The following is a 21,303-nucleotide window of genomic DNA, read 5'->3' as shown; positions in this document are numbered from 1 at the left end:
GAATTAAAAAGGTAAATATGATGAGTAACGATATCTTCCCGAATAAATTTAAAGCGGCCCTCGCGGCACACCAGATTCAGATTGGCTGCTGGTCCGCGCTGGCAAACCCAATCAGCACCGAAGTGCTGGGCCTGGCAGGTTTTGACTGGCTGGTGCTGGACGGCGAACATGCGCCGAACGATATCAGCACCTTTATTCCGCAGCTGATGGCGCTGAAAGGCAGTCCCAGCGCCCCGGTAGTGCGCGTGCCAACTAACGAGCCGGTAATTATCAAGCGCCTGCTGGATATCGGTTTCTACAACTTCCTGATCCCGTTTGTGGAGACGGAAGAACAAGCGGCCCTGGCCGTAGCCTCAACGCGCTATCCGCCAGAAGGGATCCGCGGCGTTTCCGTTTCGCATCGCGCCAATATGTTTGGCACCGTGCCGGACTACTTCACGCAGTCGAATAACAACATCACCATTCTGGTTCAGATCGAGAGCCAGCAGGGCGTTGATAACGTTGACGCGATTGCAGCCACAAACGGCGTGGACGGTATCTTCGTCGGCCCAAGCGATCTGGCGGCCGCTTTTGGCCATCTGGGTAACGCCAGCCACCCTGACGTGCAGCGCGCGATCCAGCACATCTTTGCCCGCGCTAAAGCACACGGCAAACCGTGCGGCATTCTGGCACCGGTTGAGGCTGACGCCCGTCGCTATCTGGAGTGGGGAGCCACGTTTGTTGCCGTCGGCAGCGACCTCGGGGTATTCCGCTCGGCCACGCAGAAATTAGCCGACGCTTTTAAAAAATAACCATCATTGAGGAAACAGATTATGACGCTAAAAGTGGGTTTTATTGGCCTGGGGATCATGGGTAAACCAATGAGTAAGAACCTCATCAAAGCGGGTTACTCACTGGTGGTATCCGATCACAATCCGCAGGCCGTGGCAGAGGTGATAGCGGCGGGCGCTGAAACGGCCACCACCGCGAAGGCCATTGCCGAGCAGTGCGATGTCATCATCACCATGCTGCCCAACTCCCCGCATGTTAAAGAGGTTGCGCTGGGTGAGAACGGCATTATCTACGGTGCGAAGCCGGGCCTGGTGCTGATTGATATGAGTTCTATTGCGCCGCTTGCAAGCCGTGAAATCAGCGAGGCGTTAAAAGCGAAGGGCGTCGATATGCTGGATGCGCCGGTCAGCGGCGGTGAGCCGAAAGCGATCGACGGCACGCTGTCGGTGATGGTCGGCGGTGATAAAGCCATTTTCGATAGATACTACGACCTGATGAAAGCCATGGCGGGCTCGGTGGTGCATACCGGGGACATCGGGGCGGGTAATGTGACCAAGCTGGCAAACCAGGTGATTGTGGCGCTGAACATTGCCGCCATGTCCGAAGCGCTGACGCTGGCAACCAAAGCGGGCGTTAATCCGGACCTGGTTTATCAGGCCATTCGCGGCGGTCTGGCGGGCAGTACCGTGCTGGATGCCAAAGCGCCGATGGTGATGGATCGTAATTTCAAGCCGGGATTCCGCATTGACCTGCACATTAAAGATCTGGCGAACGCGCTGGATACGTCACATGGCGTGGGCGCACAGCTGCCGCTGACCGCGGCGGTCATGGAGATGATGCAGGCGCTGCGTGCGGATGGCCTGGGCACGGCCGACCACAGCGCGATTGCGTGCTACTACGAAAAACTGGCGAAGGTGGAAGTGGCGCGTTAATCACGCCTTGCCCACACCTTAGGGTGACAGCGGCGCGCAAACCCTCTATACTGCGCGCCGAAGCTGACCAGACAGTCGCCGCTTCGTCGTCGTCCCTTTCGGGGGAGACGGGCGGAGGGGAGGAAAGTCCGGGCTCCATAGGGCAGGGTGCCAGGTAACGCCTGGGGGGGAAACCCACGACCAGTGCAACAGAGAGCAAACCGCCGATGGCCCGCGCAAGCGGGATCAGGTAAGGGTGAAAGGGTGCGGTAAGAGCGCACCGCGCGGCTGGTAACAGTCCGTGGCACGGTAAACTCCACCCGGAGCAAGGCCAAATAGGGGTTCACATGGTACGGCCCGTACTGAACCCGGGTAGGCTGCTTGAGCCAGTGAGCGATTGCTGGCCTAGATGAATGACTGTCCACGACAGAACCCGGCTTATCGGTCAGCTTCAACTTCTTAAAAAACCCCGCTTCGGCGGGGTTTTTGCTTTCCGGGTGTTGCTGACCGGGTAAGCGCAGCGCCGGACAAACGACATCAATTCTCATATTTGCGACATTAAGCACATTTCACTGTTTTTATCCCTTCAGTATCGCTTCTGCATCTATAGACGATCGCCATCACAAAATTTCACGCTAAAAAACAGGTGATTTTCAGTATTGATAATTTGTTATTTTTGTTACCTATATGATCGAGAATCTTTTCTCGTTTGATATGCATATATTGAAATCAAATACATTTCTCCCGTGAATATGTGACGAATTCCACTCTTTTCCGCAAACCTGAAAATTCGCATCGGAAAAATTTAATAAACTGAAAGAATGTTTCAAGCAAATAGCGGTTATTTATTGGTCTTTAATTGCCTGAAAGATCGTCTTTATTGATTTTTTTAACGCTGAAAAATTTATCAAGGTTATCGCCATAAAATAAATTTATTACTACTGCTTTTATTGATCGATATCAGCGTAATGGTGTGGCTGTATTTATTCATGTTATTGATAATAAATGCATTTTTTGGTTGTCGTTGTTCCTGTGAAGCGTGCGAAAAAGCAAATTGTGAGTGACAGCACATACCCCCTTAAACACTATTAGGTAGAATTCGCTCCGTCATAGGGAAATAAGCGCAGAATATTATGAACACTATTATTCTACCGAAAACACAGCACCTCGTGGTATTTCAGGAAGTCATTAAAAGTGGCTCCATAGGTTCTGCAGCAAGACAGCTTGGCCTGACGCAACCCGCCGTCAGCAAAATCATCAGCGATATTGAGTCCTACTTCGGCGTGGAAGTGATGGTGCGTAAAAACACCGGCGTAAAACTCACTGCCGCGGGCCAGGTTCTGCTCTCGTACTCTGAGTCGATCACCCGCGAAATGAAAAACATGGTGAGTGAGATTAACAGCCTGAGCTTCAGTACCGTTATGGACGTCTCCTTTGGCTACCCGTCGCTGATCGGCTTTACCTTCCTGTCCGAGATGATCAAAAAATTCAAGGAAGTGTTCCCGAAAGCACGCGTCTCGATGTATGAAGCCCAGCTCTCCTCTTTCCTTCCGGCCATTCGCGACGGTCGTCTGGATTTCGCTATCGGCACGCTAAGCGATGAAATGCTGCTGCAGGATCTGCACGTCGAACCGCTGTTTGAGTCCGAGTTTGTGCTGGTCGCCAGCAAAACGCGAACGTGCACCGGCCCGACGACACTGGCATCGCTCACGCACGAGCAGTGGGTGATGCCGCAAACCGATATGGGCTACTACAAAGAACTTCTGACTACCCTGCAAGACAACCACATCAGCATCGAAAACATCGTCCAGACCGATTCCGTCGTCACCATTTATAACCTTGTGCTGAATGCCGATTATCTGACGGTCATTCCCCGCGACATGATTGCGCCGTTCGGTTCTGACCAGTTTATTGTGCTGCCCGTAGAAGATGAATTACCCGTGGCGCGTTATGCCGCCGTGTGGTCAAAAAATTACAGGATTAAAAAATCGGCGTCAGTATTAGTTGAGCTGGCGAAACAGTATTCGTCGATGAATATCGAAAGACGACGATGAATAATAAGTAATCATTTTAAAAACACCCAGAGCTTATCTCTGTAACGCTCTGATACCCTGACTTTGCCTGAAAAGAATGAATTATTATAACGAGGATATTATGCATATTACCTACGATCTCCCGGTAACGATTGAAGATATTCAGGACGCCAGAAAACGACTGGCAGGAAAAATATATAAAACAGGTATGCCGCGCTCGAATTATCTTAGCGAACGCTGCAAGGGCGAAATATTCCTGAAGTTTGAGAACATGCAGCGTACCGGCTCGTTTAAGATCCGCGGCGCGTTTAACAAATTAAGCTCGCTGACCGACGCTGAAAAACGCAAAGGCGTTGTCGCCTGCTCCGCGGGAAACCACGCGCAGGGTGTGTCCCTCTCCTGCGCGATGCTTGGCATCGACGGCAAAGTGGTGATGCCGATGGGCGCGCCGAAATCCAAGGTGGCCGCGACGCGCGACTACTCGGCGGAAGTGGTGCTGCACGGCGAGAACTTCAACGACACCATTGCCAAAGTCAGCGAAATCGTCGAGATGGAAGGACGTATTTTTATTCCGCCGTACGATGACGCCAAAGTGATCGCCGGGCAGGGCACCATCGGTCTGGAAATTCTCGAAGATTTATACGACGTGGATAACGTTATTGTGCCTATCGGCGGCGGCGGTTTAATTGCCGGGATTGCGACGGCAATTAAATCCATCAACCCCACCATTAATATCATCGGCGTGCAGTCAGAAAATGTTCACGGCATGGCGGCATCGTACCAGGCCGGGGAAATAATGAGCCATCGCGTTACCGGCACGCTGGCCGACGGCTGTGATGTTTCTCGTCCCGGTAATTTACCGTTCGAAATTGTTCGCGAGCTGGTTGATGACATTGTGCTGGTCAGCGAAGACAACATTCGCGACAGCATGATCGCACTTATTCAGCGAAATAAAGTGGTGACGGAAGGCGCCGGCGCGCTGGCCTGTGCCGCGTTATTAAGCGGCAAGCTTGACCACTATATTCAGGGGCGTAAAACCGTCTGCATTATTTCCGGCGGCAATATCGATCTCTCCCGTGTTTCCCAAATTACCGGCTTCGTTGACGCATAAAGGTGACCTATGAGCAACACAGAAAGCATTATCGTTGGCCAGACAAAAACGTCCTCCTGGCGTAAGTCTGATACCACATGGACGCTCGGCCTGTTTGGTACCGCCATTGGCGCAGGCGTGCTGTTCTTCCCCATTCGCGCAGGCTTTGGTGGATTGATCCCTATCCTGCTGATGCTGGTTCTTGCGTTCCCGATTGCGTTTTACTGCCACCGCGCGCTGGCGCGTTTGTGCCTCTCCGGCAGCAACGTCTCCGGCAACATCACCGAAACGGTGGAAGAGCACTTTGGCAAAACCGGTGGGGTGGTGATCACCTTCCTCTACTTCTTCGCCATTTGCCCGCTGCTGTGGATTTACGGCGTCACCATTACCAACACCTTTATGACCTTCTGGGAAAACCAGCTCCAGCTGCCTGCGCTGAACCGCGGCGTGGTGGCGCTGTTCCTGCTGCTGCTGATGGCCTTTGTTATCTGGTTTGGTAAAGACCTGATGGTGAAGGTCATGAGCTTCCTGGTGTTCCCGTTTATCGCCAGCCTGGTGCTGATTTCCCTGTCGCTGATCCCTTACTGGAACTCGGCGGTGATCGACCAGGTCAACCTGAGCGATATCGCCTTTACCGGTCATGACGGCATTCTGGTCACGGTTTGGCTGGGTATCTCCATCATGGTCTTCTCCTTCAACTTCTCGCCTATCGTCTCCTCGTTTGTGGTCTCCAAGCGCGAAGAGTACGAGCCGGAGTTCGGGAAAGCGTTCACCGAGCAGAAATGTTCCAAAATCATCGGTCGCGCCAGCATGCTGATGGTGGCCGTGGTGATGTTCTTCGCCTTTAGCTGCCTGTTTACGCTCTCTCCGCAGAACATGGCGGACGCCAAGGCGCAGAACATTCCGGTGCTCTCCTACCTGGCGAACCACTTTGCGTCAATGTCAGGAACCAAATCGACGTTCGCAACGGTACTGGAATACGGTGCCTCCATCATCGCGCTGGTGGCTATCTTCAAATCCTTCTTCGGTCACTACCTGGGCACGCTGGAAGGGCTGAACGGCCTGATCCTCAAGTTTGGCTACAAGGGCGATAAGAAGAAAGTCTCCGTTGGCAAGCTGAACACCATCAGCATGGTGTTCATCATGGGCTCCACCTGGGTTGTGGCCTACGCCAACCCGAACATTCTGGACCTTATTGAAGCCATGGGGGCGCCAATCATTGCCTCTCTGCTGTGCCTGCTGCCGATGTATGCCATCCGCAAAGCACCGGCGCTGGCGAAGTACAAAGGGCGTACCGAGAACATCTTCGTTACCGCGGTCGGCCTGCTGACCATTCTGAATATCGTTTACAAACTGTTCTAACCCATTGCTCAGGAAGAGCGGAGTCACATGATGATTGAGTTTCCGGTTGTACTGGTTATTAACTGCGGATCGTCCTCTGTTAAGTTTTCGGTGCTCGATGCCAGCAGCTGCGATGCCCTGATGACGGGCATTGCAGACGGGATCAACACCGAGAAGGCCTTTATTTCCGTGAACGGGGGTGAGCTAGCCAGACTGGCTCACCAGGACTACGAAGGGGCGCTGGCTGCCATCGCCCTGGAGCTGGAGAAGCGTAACCTGATGAGCAGCGTGGCCTTAATTGGCCACCGCATTGCGCACGGGGGAAATCTCTTCAGCGAGTCGACCCTGATCACGGAAGAGGCGATCGCGCAGATTCGCCAGGTCTCCCCGCTGGCACCGCTGCATAACTACGCCAACCTGAGCGGCGTGGAAGCGGCAGAGCGCCTGTTCCCGGGCGTGCAGCAGGTCGCGGTATTTGATACCAGCTTCCACCAGACGCTGCCGCCGCAGGCGTATCTGTACGGATTGCCGTACCGCTATTTTGAAGAGCTGGGCGTGCGCCGCTACGGCTTCCACGGGACCTCTCACCGCTACGTGGCCGCACAGGCGCATACGCTTCTCGGGCTGTCCCCCGACGACAGCGGCCTGGTGATTGCCCATCTCGGCAACGGGGCGTCCATCTGCGCGGTGCGCAACGGCGAAAGCGTCGATACCTCGATGGGGATGACGCCGCTGGAAGGGCTGGTGATGGGGACGCGCTGCGGCGATGTGGACTTCGGCGCGATGGCGTGGATTGCCCAGCAGACCGGCCAGTCGTTTGAGGATCTGGAGCGCGTGGTCAATAAAGAGTCCGGGCTGCTGGGGATTTCCGGCATCTCCTCCGATTTACGTGCGCTGGAGAAAGCCTGGCACGAAGGCAACGAGCGGGCGCAGCTGGCTATCCATACCTTCGTGCACCGCATTGCGCGACATATTGCCGGCCACGCGGCGTCGCTGCACCGCCTGGATGGGGTGGTCTTTACCGGCGGCATTGGCGAAAACTCGAAGCTTGTCCGCACGCTGGTGGCGGAACATCTGAAAGTCTTCGGCATCATCCTCGACGACGCCAAAAATGCCCTGCCGGGGAGCGCGGGTGAGCGCGTGATCTCCACCGAATCGTCCCGCGTGGCCTGCGCGGTTATCCCTACCAACGAAGAAAAAATGATCGCGCTGGACGCCCTCCGTCTTGGAAAGGTTACCCCGGCCGCGGCTTACGCCTGATAAAGCGAGAATCACATGAAAGTAACAATCGATACGGGCGTCGCGCCCTACAGCGACGCATGGGCCGGGTTTCGCGGTGAAGAATGGAAAAACGCCGTCAACGTCCGCGATTTTATTCAGCATAACTACACCCCTTATGAAGGCGATGAAGCTTTCCTCGCGCAGGCGACGCCAGCAACGACGGCGCTGTGGCAGAAGGTAATGGTCGGCATTCGCCAGGAGAACGCCACCCACGCCCCGGTGGATTTTGATACCAACATCGCCACCACCATTACGGCCCACGGGCCGGGCTATATCGACCAGGATCTGGAGACGATCGTCGGCCTGCAAACCGATAAGCCGCTCAAGCGCGCGCTGCACCCGTATGGCGGGATCAACATGATCCGCAGCTCGTTCGAAGCCTATGGCCGGGAGATGGATCCGCAGTTCGAATACCTGTTTACCGACCTGCGCAAAACCCACAACCAGGGCGTGTTTGACGTCTATTCGCCGGAGATGATGCGCTGCCGTAAATCCGGCGTGCTGACCGGCTTGCCGGACGGCTACGGGCGCGGACGCATCATCGGTGACTATCGCCGCGTGGCGCTATACGGGATCGCTTATCTGGTGCGCGAGCGCGAACTGCAGTTTGCCGATCTGCAGGGCAGGCTGGAACGCGGTGAAGATCTGGAGGCGACGATCCGCCTGCGTGAAGAGCTGGCGGAGCACAGGCGCGCGCTGCTGCAGATCCAGCAGATGGCGGCGAACTATGGCTTTGATATTTCACGTCCGGCGATGAACGCCCAGGAAGCGGTGCAGTGGGTCTATTTTGCCTATCTTGCAGCGGTGAAATCCCAGAACGGCGGGGCGATGTCGCTAGGGCGCACGGCCTCGTTCCTCGATATCTACATTGAACGCGACATGCAGGCAGGAAGGCTGAATGAAGTCCAGGCGCAGGAGCTGATCGACCACTTCATCATGAAGATCCGCATGGTGCGCTTCCTGCGCACGCCGGAGTTCGACACGCTCTTCTCCGGCGATCCGATCTGGGCGACGGAAGTGATCGGCGGCATGGGGCTGGACGGGCGCACGCTGGTGACCAAAAACAGCTTCCGCTATCTGCATACCCTGCACACCATGGGGCCTGCGCCGGAGCCGAACCTGACGATCCTCTGGTCTGAACAACTGCCGATCGCGTTCAAGAAATACGCCGCGCAGGTGTCGATCGTCACCTCTTCGCTGCAGTATGAGAACGACGATCTGATGCGTGCGGATTTCAACAGCGACGATTACGCCATTGCCTGCTGCGTCAGCCCGATGGTGATCGGCAAGCAGATGCAGTTCTTTGGCGCGCGCGCCAACCTCGCCAAAACGCTGCTGTACGCGATCAACGGCGGGGTGGACGAGAAGCTGAAGATCCAGGTCGGCCCGAAAACCGAGCCGCTGCTGGACGACGTGCTGGATTACGATACCGTGATGGCGAGCCTCGACCACTTTATGGACTGGCTGGCGGTGCAGTACATCAGCGCCCTGAACCTCATTCACTACATGCATGATAAGTACAGCTACGAAGCTTCGCTGATGGCGCTGCACGACCGCGACGTCTATCGCACCATGGCCTGCGGCATTGCCGGGCTGTCGGTGGCGGCGGATTCCCTGTCGGCCATTAAATACGCCACGGTGAAGCCGGTGCGCGACCACATCGGTCTGGCGGTCGATTTCGTGATTGAAGGAGACTATCCGCAGTACGGCAACAACGACGACCGCGTGGACAGCATCGCCTGCGACCTGGTGGAGCGCTTTATGAAGAAAATTCAGGCGCTGCCAACCTACCGCAACGCGGTGCCAACCCAGTCGATCCTGACCATCACCTCCAACGTGGTTTACGGCCAGAAGACCGGGAACACGCCGGACGGACGCCGCGGCGGCACGCCGTTTGCGCCTGGCGCGAACCCGATGCACGGCCGCGACAGAAAAGGGGCCGTGGCCTCGCTAACGTCGGTGGCCAAGCTGCCGTTCACCTACGCGAAAGACGGGATCTCCTACACCTTCTCCATCGTGCCGCAGGCGCTGGGCAAGGACGAGCTGGTGCGCAAAACCAACCTGGTGGGGCTGCTGGACGGGTACTTCCATCACGAAGCGTCCATTGAGGGCGGGCAGCATCTGAACGTCAACGTCATGAACCGGGAAATGCTCCTCGATGCCATCGCGCATCCCGAGAATTACCCGAACCTGACGATCCGCGTTTCAGGCTATGCGGTGCGTTTTAACGCCCTGACGCGCGAGCAGCAGCAGGATGTGATTTCGAGGACGTTTACGCAATCTATCTGACGACATTCAGGTCTCATGCCCCCTCACCCTGGGGGCATTTTTTTGCCCGCTAAACATACAAAATTGTTTATATAATTACTCACACATATTCATCCGCTCTTGAAAAACAATACGCCTGCTTTTCCCTATCACAGCATGTAAGGACAGTAAGATGATGAAAATGACCCGTATTGCGCTGGCCGCCGCCTCGCTGGCAGCGTGCAGCTTAACGGCACATGCCGCGAACGTTGAGGCTGCCCCGTCTCCCTCGCAGGATCCGCTGGTACAGCACCTGAAGCTCAGCAATGAGCAGGTTAAAAAGATTGAGGATCTGCATAAGCAGCTGGAACAAAATGTCAGCAAGATCCCGATGACAGGGGTGAAGGACGGCGCGCTGATCGACATGTTCCAGGCGGGTAAATGGGACGAAAGCACGGTGAAAAGCCAGCTTGCTGCCTTTAGCAAAATTGAAGAGCAGACCCGCTATTACCGCGTGAAATATTACTTCGACGTCAGCCAGGTGTTGACGCCGGAACAGCGTAAGCAGATTAGAACCGATATGGCTAACGCGCTGGCAGAGTGATTTCTTACGGCGCCGGATGATTCTGCCGTGGCTCGATCGGTTCCCTCTCCCATTGGGAGAGGGTTAGGGTGAGAGCATTCTCTAAACCGGCAAATCAATCAGCAGCGCGCGCAGCGGCGTATCCGCCACCAGGGTGATATTCGCTTCATCACGAATAAACGCCCCGTCGCCGCAGGTGAGCGCTTCTTTCTCTTCCGTGTGCGTCACCGCATGTACCGTACCGTGAATAGACTGCAAATAGGCGCGCGGACCATGAAGCTGGAAGCTCGCCTGTTCACCTTTCTTCAGTTCGATATGGTGCAGCCACACCTGCTGGCGCAGCTGCAGGCTACCTTTACTGCCGTCCGGCGATGCAATCAGATGCTGCTTATCGCCCGTTAAATCTAACTTCTGTACCAGCGGATTTTCCCGCTCGGGGCAGGCGTCCAGCCACAGCTGCATACGGGTCAGCGTTTTGTCTTTGCTGAGGTTATGCTCGCTGTAGCTGATGCCCGGCTGCGTGGAAATTAACAACGCTTCGCCAGCCTTTGCCTGGACATGATTGCCCTCGCTATCGCGGTATTCTGCCTCGCCTTCCAGGATCAGGTTCAGGATATCGACTTTCGGGTACGTACGCGGCTGGAAGGAGGCGCCCGGGGCGAGCACTTCCTGGTTTAACACGCGCAGTGAAGCGTAACCGAGGAGTTTAGGGTCAAAGTAGTGTCCAAAGGAAAAGGTGTAGCGGGCCTGCAGCCAACCGAAATCGGCTTGTCCGCACTGTTTAGCTGTTCTTGTCGTAATCATAAACTTGACCTCTCTTTACACTAAAACAATGGTAAAGGTATGGACGCTGCATTGTTAGCCAGATATTCTGCCCGGTATGTTCAAATTTCCTGAATGAGAACGAGATGGCTAAAGAGAGAGCATTGACGCTTGAGGCGCTTCGCGTCATGGACGCGATTGACCGGCGCGGCAGTTTTGCGGCGGCGGCAGATGAGCTGGGGCGCGTTCCGTCTGCGCTAAGCTACACCATGCAGAAGCTGGAAGAAGAGCTGGACGTGGTGCTGTTTGACCGCTCCGGTCATCGAACAAAATTCACCAACGTGGGGCGAATGCTGCTGGAGCGCGGCCGCGTGCTGCTGGAAGCGGCGGACAAGCTCACGACGGACGCCGAAGCGCTGGCGCGCGGCTGGGAAACCCATCTGACGTTAGTTACCGAAGCGCTGGTGCCGACAGAAGCGCTGTTCCCGCTGGTGGACCGCCTGGCGGCGAAGGCCAATACGCAGCTGTCAATCATCACCGAGGTGCTGGCAGGCGCGTGGGAACGTCTGGAAACGGGCAGGGCGGATATTGTGATTGCGCCGGACATGCACTTCCGTTCCTCATCGGAAATCAACTCGCGCAAGCTCTACAGCGTGATGAACGTCTATGTTGCCGCACCTAATCACCCGATTCACCAGGAGCCGGAGCCGCTCTCTGAAGTGACGCGCGTGAAGTATCGCGGCGTGGCGGTAGCGGATACCGCGCGCGAGCGTCCGGTGCTGACGGTGCAGCTGCTGGATAAACAGCCTCGTCTGACGGTGACCTCGCTGGAAGACAAACGGCAGGCGCTATTGGCCGGTCTGGGCGTGGCGACCATGCCGTACCCGTTTGTCGAAAAAGACATTGCAGAAGGGCGGCTGCGCGTAGTCAGCCCGGAATATAGCCACGAGGTGGATATTATTATGGCGTGGCGCCGTGACAGCATGGGCGAAGCCAAATCATGGTGTTTACGCGAAATTCCGAAGCTTTTCACGCAATACAATAAATAAAATCGTAATTTGTAGGCCCGGTAAGCGAAGCGCCACCGGGCTTTTTTTATGCGCCGATCTTAGGATCCTGACCAAAGCGGTTTTCGCCCGGCGTCCCGCTCTGGCAGTTGAAAATTAAAATCACGATCCAGCCAATAATCGGGATCAGCAGCAGCAATAACCACCACGCTGAACGATCGGTGTCGTGCAGTCGACGGAACAGCACCGCCCACGATGGCAGCAGGACCAACAGGCCATAAATGGTGGTCAGCACGCCTTCACCGCCAGCGCGCTCCCAGCCAAGAATTTTATCCACAATACCCAGCACCATAATGAGAATGAAGTTCACCAGAACGAACATCCAGTACTCTTTGCGGCGGGCACGGCCACCAAATCCAATGTAGTTACGCAGTACTTTTAAATACCAGTCCATTTTCCTTGCCTCATTAGTCAGTCAATCACTTGTTTTCTAAGCGATCGAGGTAAGGATAGATGGAGATTGTGAATTAAAAAAGGGCATCTGGTGATGCCCTTCGTATTTATCCAAATCGGACGTCGCGCCCGTGAGGTTCATCCAGATCCTGCCACGGCCCAATGGAGATAATGCCCGTCGGGTTGATGGTTTTGTGGCTGCGGAAATAGTGGGTGCGAATATGGTCGAAGTCGACCGTGTCGGCAATACCCGGCATCTGGTAGATGTCACGCAGGAAACCATGCAGGTTCAGGTAATCGCTGATGCGGTGTTTGTCGCACTTAAAGTGGGTGACATAGACCGGATCGAAGCGAACCAGCGTGGTCCACAGGCGGATGTCCGCTTCCGTCAGGCGATCGCCCGTCAGGTAGCGATGCTGGCCCAGGATCTGCTCGAGACGCTCAAGCGATTCAAACACCTTTCCGACCGCTTCGTCATACGCTTCCTGGCTGGTGGCGAAACCGGCCTTGTAGACGCCGTTGTTGACGTTGTCGTAAATCCAGCCGTTCAGCTCATCAATCTTATCGCGCAGTTCAACCGGGTAGTAATCCCCGGCGCGGGCGCCGTGCGCGTCAAACGCGGTATTGAACATGCGGATGATTTCCGCAGACTCATTGCTGACAATCGTCTGGTTTTTCTTATCCCACAGCACCGGTACGGTAACGCGCCCGGTGTAGTGAGGATCGGCGCGAAGATAGAGCTGGTAAAGGAAATCGTGGTGGTAGAGATCGTCGCCGGTCGCCGCGGGGAAATCACTGTCAAACGTCCAGCCGTTTTCCAGCATCAGCGGGTTCACGACCGAAACCGGAATTAAGGATTCGAGACCTTTAAGCTTGCGCACAATCAGCGTGCGGTGTGCCCACGGGCAGGCAAGCGAAACATAAAGATGATAACGGTCTTTCTCAGCCGCGAAGCCGCCTTCGCCGCTCGGGCCTGGCGCGCCGTCGGCGGTCAGCCAGTTACGGAAGGCCGAAACTGAGCGCTTGAAGCGACCTCCGGTGGATTTGGTGTCATACCAGACATCCTGCCATACGCCGTCTACGAGTTGTCCCATTTTTTCTCCTCCGTCAGATAGCAAAAGCGAGGAGATGTCTCCTCGCTTTGTGTTCATTCAGTATAGCGTGCTTACCACTTCTTATTCAGAACGCGGTCGATGCTGTATGCGCCCGGACCAGTGACGGCCAGCAGCAGGAAGCCACCCGCGATGGTCAGGTTTTTCATGAACATCAGAGAGTTCACGCCTTCCGCAAAGTTGCTGTGGAAGATGAACGCCGTCAGCACGGTGAAGCCTGCGGTAAACAGCGCGGTAGTACGGGTCAGGAAGCCGAACAGTACCGCCAGGCCGCCGCCGAACTCAAGAAGAATGGTCAGCGGCAGCAGGAACCCCGGAACGCCCATGGCTTCCATATACTGCTGGGTACCCGCATAACCGGTGATTTTTCCCCAACCTGCCACGATGAACAGAATTGGCATCAGAATACGCGCGACCAGTACACCAACATCTTCTAATTTTTTCATTTTACTCTCCAGGAAACCACATGAGCGGCTGAACATTATTTGTCTGCAATTCCGGGTAGATACCGCGGCGTTGCTGTCGATGGAGAGGATAATAAACGGGGCGGGTGGTAATTGTTAGCAAGGAAAACTGTCAATCTTCTTCAAAGATATTGAGTAAGGGGGCGTGCGCGCTGGTGCCCTGATCCCAACCCTCTCCCGCAGAGAGAGGCCGCAAAAACAAAAAACGGTAACCAGGGTTACCGTTTTGCTTTTATCACCGCAGCTGCTGCTGCCGTAACGTTGCTTTCACCAGACGCCAGGCGCTCCAGGCGCCGAATCCACGACGAGCCCAGCGGATCAGCATGTTCGGATGACGAACCGTCCAGATCGCCATCACGCTGCTGCCGACCAGCGCCCACGAACGCAGGCTCAGGACGGTATTCCAGCCCCGGTCAAACCGTCGCGTCGCGTCGATCCAGTCGCGACGACTGGCTGACAGATCCAGCCGTTGCTGCTGGATCTGGCTTAACAGGTACGCTTTTCGCTTTTGACGTTCGGCTTTATCGCTCACGGCTAGTCATCCTCCAGCAGAGCGCGATCGTTCGCCAGCTCCTGACGCGTATGGCGCAGGAAAGTGGATTTGCGCGCTTTACGCAGCGTCCAGATACCGCCTATCAACGCAGCGACCAGCAGAACGACGGTGGTGGCAATCATCGCGTTAAGACGATACTGCGGATCGATGGCCCAGATGATTAACACCATCAGGCTCATCAGACCAAACGCGGCAAAGAGCATGGTCAGCCCGAGCATTAGCAGCATCTGGAAGAGGTTCGCTTTCTCCTCTTCCAGCTCCACCACTGCCAGCCGGACGCGCGTTTCGGCAATCCCGACCAGCGTCGTTAAAATACGCTGGCCGATGCCGAGGACGTTGTTAGCAGGCCCTTGTGCGTGACGAGGATCTTCCATATCAACGACGCGTCAGAAGGACACCCAGTACCACACCCACTGCGGCACCAATCCCTACACCCGTCCATGGATTATCACGCACATATTCGTCCGCGCGCGCAGCCGCTTCGCGGGTCTGTTTCGCCAGCGCATCACCGGTTTCACCCAGGCGATAGCGGCTCTCTTTCAGCGCCTGCTCCGCCTTGCTGCGCAGCTTGCTGACCTCTTCTTTTGACTTGTCAGCAGAGGAGTTCAGCACCTCTTCAAGGGTATCGGCCAGGGATTTCAGTTCAGCGCGCAGATGTTCAGACGTCGTATCTTTTGACATGATTCTCTCTCCTGTTGAGATTTCCGTTAACTCAATAATCGCGAGCTTCCAGCGCTTTCAGGTCGTCCTGCGCTTCTTTCAACTTCTTCTCGCGCTTAGCAATTTTTTCCGCATCTCCTTTCTCTTTCGCTTCCTGCAGGTCGCGACGGCGCTCGGCTATCTCGTCCTTCTGTTCAGCGATTTTCTTCTTGTGGTCGGCACGAAGCTTGCTGTCTGAACAGTTCGCTTTCACTTCGCTCAGCGCTTTTTTAAGACCATCAACACGGTGCTGATTGTTATGCTTTTCGGCATAACCGATCTCACGCTGAATATCCTGTTCTTTCTCCTGACAGAGAGAGTTTGCGAAGGATGCTGTGCTTAAAGAAAAAAGGGCCAGAGCCAGAGTCATGCGGAATTTCATTATCGAAACCTTCCATTGTGTTGCGGCGTTAGCCGCTATCCAAAGTTATGCGGAGTACATCGAGGGGTGCTCCGCGTACTTAAGCATAGTAAGTAAACGGGGGATTCACCAAAGTGAGTGAAAAGATTCGGAATCCTGGAAGTTATCCAAACCGATGCGACGTATCGCGAATCAATGACAGCCAGGCTGCAGGCTGGCTGTCATCTTCCTGCTGGGCAATGATATACCCGTGCGGCAGGGTACGGTCGAGAACCACTTTCGCGGCGGCACTTTGCGCACGGGAATCAAACTTGATCAGTAAAACATCGTCCTGCGGGGTAATGCTCTTAAAGCGGATCCCGTTCGCGTCCAGATGATGCCAGACAGAAAAACCGTCAGGCACGCTGGCGCCCTGGTTTACCGGGCGAATAGCCAGCGTCGATTCCTGATGCGAAAGCGCGCTCCATGCCAGCAGCATGGCGCTGAGGACGATCAGCGTAATCACGGCAAGGGCAAAACGGCGCAGGGCGAGCGGTGAGATAGCCATCGTTAGCCTCTGGCTCCGTATTTCTTCTTCCACAGGACAACCAGTGAGCCAATCAGGCCGAAGACCAGCAGAACCACAGGCAGCAGCATCAGGCAGGACATCAGCTGATCTTCATATTTCATAAAGACCGGCGTTTTACCCAGCGCATAGCCGAGCGTCGTCAGAATTAGCACCCATAGCAGGCCGCTCATCCAGTTAAAGAACTGGAAGCGCGTGCTGCTCAACCCCGACAGACCGGCAATGGTCGGCAGCAGGGTGCGAACAAAGGCGATAAAGCGGCCAATCAGCAGCGCGGAAAGCCCGTGCTTGTGGAAAAGGTGGTGCGCCCGCTGGTGATAATGCGCGGGAAGATGAGAGAGCCAGTTCTGGACGATCCGGGTATTGCCCAGCCATCGTCCCTGGATATAGCTCACCCAGCAGCCGAGGCTTGCCGCAACGGTCAGTAATAAAATGGTGTGTGGAAACGCCATCGCCCCTTTGGCACACAGCACGCCGACAAGCACCAGCAAACTGTCACCGGGCAGGAAGGCTGCAGGCAGCAAACCGTTCTCAAGGAACAGGATCATAAACAAGACGAAATAGAGCATGCCAATCATGGAAGGGTTGGCCAGCGTTTCAAAATCCTGCGCCCAGAGGGCATGCAGCAGTTGGGTCAAAAGTTCCATTCAGTGTTCCTGGAAATCGGTTAACGTCACGCCTGTTATCCGGGACAAACAGCACGGCGACATTGTTGTGATTTCATTATGGTCGCTCGCGGACACATTGCGGTGTGGCCAACACTGTTCCCTGTTAATTGGCTGGTTAGCAAGCACTAACTTACAAAATAAGGAATTGAATCCAATTGTAACAAAGCCCAACGTTCTGCGTCACAGAATTTGCAGGGGTGAGTTGATTTTGGCGTAAGCCCAGGAAGTGAGCGAGGGGATTTACAAAGGCTGACACTATATATGTTTTGCTTACTCCTGTAAGCCGGAAGGCGCGACGTAGCGCCTGCCGGCAGAAAGGTCATCTATTTTGCGGCACTGGAAGCCGTATCGAGATGAACAACCGGATTATCGGCAAAAAGATAGCGGTCAGCGTTAAATTCGAAGTCATCGCTGGTTTCGTTGAACAGCATCTGCTTGGTGTTTTCCAGATGCTGCCACATCGCCAGCTTGGCGGCATGCGGATCTTTACGAATCAGCGCCTTAAGGATTTGGTCGTGATCGTCGCACCAGTTGTCGACGGTACGGGAATCGATATGGTCGTGCAGTTTTTTCCAGTACGGGTTGTGAACGCGCTGAGTCCACATTTTTTCAACGATTGCCGCCAGGGCCGTATTTTGGGTTGCCAGGGCGACCTGAACGTGGAACTGCAGATCCCACTCTGAATCGCGGAAACATTTTTCCTTACGGGCATTCTCCTGGATCTCCATCAGCTTCATGATGTCCTGCTTGGTCACCTGCGTCGCCGCAAACTCAGCAATATTGCTTTCGATCAGCTGGCGAGCCTGGAGCAGCTCGAACGGACCATAGCTGGCGAATTCCAGACTTTCGTCCGCGACGGGAGAGTGTTTCGGCAGATTAGAAATCACGTGAATGCCGGAGCCTTTGCGTACCTCAACGTAGCCTTCCACTTCCAGCATGATAATCGCTTCACGCACCACGGTGCGGCTGACGCTTTTTTCATCCGCGATAAAGCGCTCGGCGGGAAGTTTATCACCGACAAGATAGACCCCTTGCTCGATGCGATCTTTCAGCTCCGCAGCAAGTTGTTGATACAAACGACGTGGTTCGGTGATTTCCATATGCGCTCCAGGCAGGGTACGGCAGATGATTTGTTATACCACTTTTGCGTGCCACTCTCCAGATTTTGCCATTAAAAAAGCCGCCCGGAGGCGGCTTCGGCGAAACGTATTTTCGCTAACTCTGCGTCGCCGGTTTCCCGAGAGACTCTTTCGCCAGCTCTTCTGCGGATTTGCTTTTCAGCACCGTCCAGATAACCACCGCACCCATCAGGTCGAAGATCGCCAGCACCGCGAACAGCGGGCTGAAGCCGATGGTATCCGCCAGCGCGCCGACCACCAGTGCAAACATGGTGCTCGCGGTCCAGGCGGCCATGCCTGTCAGGCCGTTGGCGGTTGCCACTTCGTTACGACCAAAGACGTCAGACGAGAGCGTAATCAGCGCGCCGGACAGGGACTGGTGCGCAAAGCCACCGATGCACAGCAGGGCAATGGCGACGTACGGGCTGGTGAACAGGCCGATCATGCCTGGGCCTATCATCAGCAGTGCGCCCATGGTCACCACCATCTTACGGGAAACGATCAGGTTCACGCCAAACCAGCGCTGGAACAGCGGTGGCAGGTAGCCGCCCACGATACAGCCCAGGTCAGCGAACAGCATGGGCATCCAGGCGAACATCGCGATCTCTTTCAGGTTAAAGCCGTAGACTTTAAACATGAACAGGGGGATCCACGCGTTAAAGGTACCCCAGGCCGGTTCAGCCAGGAAGCGCGGCAGGGCGATACCCCAGAACTGACGGGTGCCCAGGATCTGCCAGACGGTCATTTTTTTGCCGTTGTTGGTCTGATGCTGCGCTTCCTGACCGCCAATGATGTATTCACGTTCTTCTTCGGAGAGTTTTTTCTGATCGCGCGGGTGTTTATAGAAAACCAGCCACGCCATCGCCCAGGCGAAGCTCAGCACGCCTGAGATGATGAACGCCATCTGCCAGCTGTGCATCACGATGGCCCACACCACCAGCGGCGGCGCTATCATCGCCCCAATGGACGAGCCCACGTTGAAGTAGCCGACCGCAATGGAACGCTCTTTCGCCGGGAACCACTCGGAGCTGGCCTTCAGGCCCGCCGGGATCATCGCTGCTTCAGCCGCACCGACCGCACCGCGCGCCAGCGCCAGTCCACCCCAGCTGCCTGCCAGCGCGGTTGCACCGCAGAACACCGCCCAGGCGATGGCGAAGAAGGCATAACCGATTTTGGTACCGAGAATGTCCAGCACATAGCCCGCAACAGGCTGCATGATGGTATACGCCGCGGAATAGGCGGCAATGATGTAGGAGTATTGCTGCGTGGAGATATGCAGCTCTTCCATCAACGTTGGCGCTGCTGCTGCCACGGTGTTACGCGTCAGGTAGCCCAGCACGGTGCCTAACGTCACCAGTGCGATCATATACCAACGTAACCCTTTAATTTTACGCATCTAAAACCTCATCGTTATGTTATTTCCGCGCCAGAGCACGGCAACCTCTCAACCGTTTCCGGGAGCAGTTGTGTAACGGGAGGGGCGTAACCAGGAGCATGTCCCGGAACGGCCCGAACCTTGCCATAAGTAAGCGTGCATAAGTCGGTATCCGTACCGTTAAACCCGATGTCTCTCACACCGGTAATGCATTCCGTCGGCTGAGTGTTTGCGACGGCGAAAAGATAACTTGTCATACAACTTTAAAAGGTGAGTGACATCACAAATGTATGATTCTTTGTGGGGACATTAATCGTCGCGCGCAAAGCCAGTATTGGCGCGGTCTGCAGAAGGGTTTGCTTCATTGAGGGTAATTTATTTGTTGGCGTTTATTGATCTCACTCACGAAAAAAGCTTCGGTTGGTGGAAATTGGTGTGATAACTTTGCAGCATATGAACATACGCTTTCTGCGCTCCCGTAATGAGGAAGACGATAATGACGCCGTTTATGACCGAAGATTTTCTGTTAGATACCGAATTTGCTCGCCGCCTGTACCACGACTACGCAAAAGACCAGCCGATTTTCGACTACCACTGCCATTTACCGCCGCAGCAGGTTGCCGAAAATTATCGCTTCAAAAACCTGTATGACATCTGGCTGAAGGGTGACCACTATAAATGGCGTGCCATGCGCACCAACGGCGTGGCGGAGCGCCTGTGTACCGGCGATGCGACCGACCGCGAGAAGTTTGATGCCTGGGCGGCAACCGTTCCGCACACCATCGGCAACCCGCTTTACCACTGGACCCATCTTGAGCTCCGCCGTCCGTTTGGCATCACCGGCAAGTTGCTTTCCCCAACGACCGCGGATGAAATATGGGATTGCTGCAACGCGTTGCTGGCGCAGGATAACTTTTCCGCGCGCGGCATCATGAAGCAGATGAACGTGAAGATGGTGGGCACCACCGACGATCCGATCGACTCCCTGGAGCATCATGCCGTTGTCGCGAAAGACACCTCTTTTGATATCAAAGTGCTGCCAAGCTGGCGCCCGGACAAAGCCTTCAACATTGAGCAGGCCACCTTCACCGACTACATGGCGAAGCTGGCGGAAGTGTCGGATACCGATATCCGTCGTTTCGCTGACCTGCAAACCGCGCTGACCAAACGTCTGGATCACTTCGCGGCGCACGGCTGTAAAGTGTCTGACCACGCGCTAGACGTAGTGCTGTTTGCGGAATCAAACGAAGCCGAGCTGGACAGCATTCTGGCGCGTCGTCTCTCTGGCGAAGGCTTAAGCGAGCACGAAGTGGCGCAGTTCAAAACGGCGGTGCTGGTATTTCTCGGTGCGGAATACGCGCGTCGCGGCTGGGTACAGCAGTACCATATCGGTGCGCTACGCAATAACAACCAGCGCCAGTTCAAACTGCTCGGTGCTGACGTGGGCTTCGACTCCATCAACGATCGTCCGCTGGCGGAAGAGCTGTCAAAACTGCTGAGCAAACAGAACGAACAAAACCTGCTGCCTAAAACCATCCTGTACTGCCTGAACCCGCGCGATAACGAAGTGCTGGGTACCATGGTCGGCAACTTCCAGGGCGAAGGGATGCCGGGCAAGATGCAGTTCGGTTCCGGCTGGTGGTTTAACGATCAGAAAGATGGCATGGAGCGTCAGATGACGCAGCTCGCGCAGCTGGGCCTGCTGAGCCGCTTTGTCGGCATGCTGACCGACAGCCGCAGCTTCCTGTCCTATACCCGTCATGAATATTTCCGACGCATTCTGTGCCAGATGATTGGCCGCTGGGTACACGCGGGCGAAGCGCCAGCGGATATCCAGCTGCTGGGCGAAATGGTGAGAAACATCTGCTTTAACAATGCGCGTGACTACTTCGCCATTGAACTGAACTAA

At 55.4% G+C, this 21,303-nt stretch carries 22 protein-coding genes and 1 other RNA gene; 11 read left to right on the top strand and 12 right to left on the bottom strand.

The genetic code is table 11. From position 1 onward, the window contains the following. Positions 1–20: 20 nt before the first annotated feature. The 9 genes from garL (at position 21) to NWV12_RS19235 (ending at position 10,278) form a co-directional block, all read left to right on the top strand. Positions 21–791 carry a 2-dehydro-3-deoxyglucarate aldolase gene (gene garL, locus NWV12_RS19275; protein WP_048974676.1) on the top strand — a complete coding sequence of 257 codons (771 nt, stop codon included), beginning with the start codon at positions 21–23 and terminating at the stop codon, positions 789–791. Between the two features lie 21 nt (positions 792–812). Beyond that, positions 813–1,703 (top strand): 2-hydroxy-3-oxopropionate reductase, encoded by an 891-nt coding sequence (garR, locus tag NWV12_RS19270; RefSeq protein WP_048981205.1) that lies wholly within the window; start codon positions 813–815, stop codon positions 1,701–1,703. A gap of 59 nt (positions 1,704–1,762) precedes the next feature. Further along, positions 1,763–2,139, top strand: an RNA gene (rnpB, locus tag NWV12_RS19265) — RNase P RNA component class A. A 676-nt stretch (positions 2,140–2,815) separates the two neighbouring features. Then, positions 2,816–3,736: a transcriptional regulator TdcA gene (gene tdcA / locus NWV12_RS19260; protein WP_008501504.1), complete on the top strand. Its 921-nt coding sequence runs from the start codon at positions 2,816–2,818 to the stop codon at positions 3,734–3,736. Between the two features lie 100 nt (positions 3,737–3,836). Next, entirely contained in the window at positions 3,837–4,826 is a 990-nt protein-coding gene (tdcB, locus tag NWV12_RS19255) for a bifunctional threonine ammonia-lyase/L-serine ammonia-lyase TdcB (protein ID WP_032640996.1), read from the top strand. A gap of 9 nt (positions 4,827–4,835) precedes the next feature. Beyond that, complete coding sequence (gene tdcC, locus NWV12_RS19250) at positions 4,836–6,167, top strand: threonine/serine transporter TdcC (RefSeq protein WP_033146729.1); 1,332 nt, start codon at positions 4,836–4,838, stop codon at positions 6,165–6,167. A 30-nt stretch (positions 6,168–6,197) separates the two neighbouring features. Next, positions 6,198–7,406, top strand: a complete 1,209-nt coding sequence (gene tdcD / locus NWV12_RS19245; protein WP_048981252.1) for a propionate kinase — start codon at positions 6,198–6,200, stop codon at positions 7,404–7,406. Positions 7,407–7,421: 15 nt separating this feature from the next. Continuing rightward, positions 7,422–9,716: a formate C-acetyltransferase gene (gene pflB / locus NWV12_RS19240; RefSeq protein ID WP_101744687.1), complete on the top strand. Its 2,295-nt coding sequence runs from the start codon at positions 7,422–7,424 to the stop codon at positions 9,714–9,716. Between the two features lie 151 nt (positions 9,717–9,867). Next, a complete protein-coding gene (locus NWV12_RS19235) occupies positions 9,868–10,278 on the top strand; it encodes a Spy/CpxP family protein refolding chaperone (protein WP_047060283.1) in 411 nt (136 codons plus the stop codon). Positions 10,279–10,359: 81 nt separating this feature from the next. Here NWV12_RS19235 and NWV12_RS19230 read toward each other — a convergent pair whose 3' ends face one another. Then, entirely contained in the window at positions 10,360–11,061 is a 702-nt protein-coding gene (locus NWV12_RS19230) for a pirin family protein (RefSeq protein WP_048981207.1), read from the bottom strand. 104 nt (positions 11,062–11,165) lie between these two features. Between NWV12_RS19230 and NWV12_RS19225 the strand changes: the two genes are divergently transcribed. Continuing rightward, the gene (locus NWV12_RS19225; RefSeq protein WP_029739659.1) at positions 11,166–12,068 is read left to right on the top strand and encodes a LysR family transcriptional regulator; all 903 of its coding nucleotides are present in this window, start codon (positions 11,166–11,168) and stop codon (positions 12,066–12,068) included. Positions 12,069–12,114: 46 nt separating this feature from the next. Here the strand turns inward: NWV12_RS19225 and NWV12_RS19220 are convergent, their stop codons facing one another. From NWV12_RS19220 to NWV12_RS19170, 11 genes are all read right to left on the bottom strand, one after another. Then, positions 12,115–12,480: a DUF805 domain-containing protein gene (locus tag NWV12_RS19220; protein ID WP_048981208.1), complete on the bottom strand. Its 366-nt coding sequence runs from the start codon at positions 12,478–12,480 to the stop codon at positions 12,115–12,117. Positions 12,481–12,586: 106 nt separating this feature from the next. Continuing rightward, the gene (locus NWV12_RS19215; RefSeq protein ID WP_048981210.1) at positions 12,587–13,573 is read right to left on the bottom strand and encodes a glutathione S-transferase family protein; all 987 of its coding nucleotides are present in this window, start codon (positions 13,571–13,573) and stop codon (positions 12,587–12,589) included. Between the two features lie 71 nt (positions 13,574–13,644). Next, complete coding sequence (locus NWV12_RS19210) at positions 13,645–14,037, bottom strand: DoxX family protein (RefSeq protein ID WP_023309292.1); 393 nt, start codon at positions 14,035–14,037, stop codon at positions 13,645–13,647. 253 nt (positions 14,038–14,290) lie between these two features. Continuing rightward, positions 14,291–14,587, bottom strand: coding sequence for a YqjK-like family protein (locus NWV12_RS19205; RefSeq protein ID WP_033146723.1), 297 nt, complete (start codon positions 14,585–14,587; stop codon positions 14,291–14,293). Positions 14,588–14,589: 2 nt separating this feature from the next. Beyond that, a complete protein-coding gene (locus tag NWV12_RS19200; protein WP_023333540.1) occupies positions 14,590–14,982 on the bottom strand; it encodes a phage holin family protein in 393 nt (130 codons plus the stop codon). A 1-nt stretch (position 14,983) separates the two neighbouring features. Then, a complete protein-coding gene (locus tag NWV12_RS19195; protein WP_008503141.1) occupies positions 14,984–15,289 on the bottom strand; it encodes a YqjD family protein in 306 nt (101 codons plus the stop codon). A 31-nt stretch (positions 15,290–15,320) separates the two neighbouring features. Then, positions 15,321–15,689 (bottom strand): DUF1090 domain-containing protein, encoded by a 369-nt coding sequence (locus tag NWV12_RS19190; RefSeq protein WP_023309291.1) that lies wholly within the window; start codon positions 15,687–15,689, stop codon positions 15,321–15,323. A gap of 142 nt (positions 15,690–15,831) precedes the next feature. Beyond that, positions 15,832–16,215: an EnvZ/OmpR regulon moderator MzrA gene (gene mzrA, locus NWV12_RS19185; protein ID WP_048981211.1), complete on the bottom strand. Its 384-nt coding sequence runs from the start codon at positions 16,213–16,215 to the stop codon at positions 15,832–15,834. A 2-nt stretch (positions 16,216–16,217) separates the two neighbouring features. Continuing rightward, complete coding sequence (gene yqjA / locus NWV12_RS19180; protein WP_024906405.1) at positions 16,218–16,880, bottom strand: DedA family general envelope maintenance protein YqjA; 663 nt, start codon at positions 16,878–16,880, stop codon at positions 16,218–16,220. 344 nt (positions 16,881–17,224) lie between these two features. Next, a complete protein-coding gene (gene exuR, locus NWV12_RS19175; RefSeq protein WP_023309288.1) occupies positions 17,225–18,001 on the bottom strand; it encodes a transcriptional regulator ExuR in 777 nt (258 codons plus the stop codon). A 115-nt stretch (positions 18,002–18,116) separates the two neighbouring features. Further along, positions 18,117–19,415, bottom strand: a complete 1,299-nt coding sequence (locus NWV12_RS19170) for an MFS transporter (RefSeq protein WP_023309287.1) — start codon at positions 19,413–19,415, stop codon at positions 18,117–18,119. Between the two features lie 475 nt (positions 19,416–19,890). Here NWV12_RS19170 and uxaC point away from each other — a divergent pair, with 475 nt between their 5' ends. Beyond that, on the top strand, positions 19,891–21,303 hold the full coding sequence (uxaC, locus tag NWV12_RS19165) for a glucuronate isomerase (RefSeq protein ID WP_048981213.1): 1,413 nt from the start codon (positions 19,891–19,893) through the stop codon (positions 21,301–21,303).

The organism is Enterobacter sp. Crenshaw (genome assembly GCF_024734705.1).
Lineage (GTDB): Bacteria > Pseudomonadota > Gammaproteobacteria > Enterobacterales > Enterobacteriaceae > Enterobacter > Enterobacter asburiae_B.
This window is presented reverse-complemented; position numbering and strand designations above follow the sequence as displayed.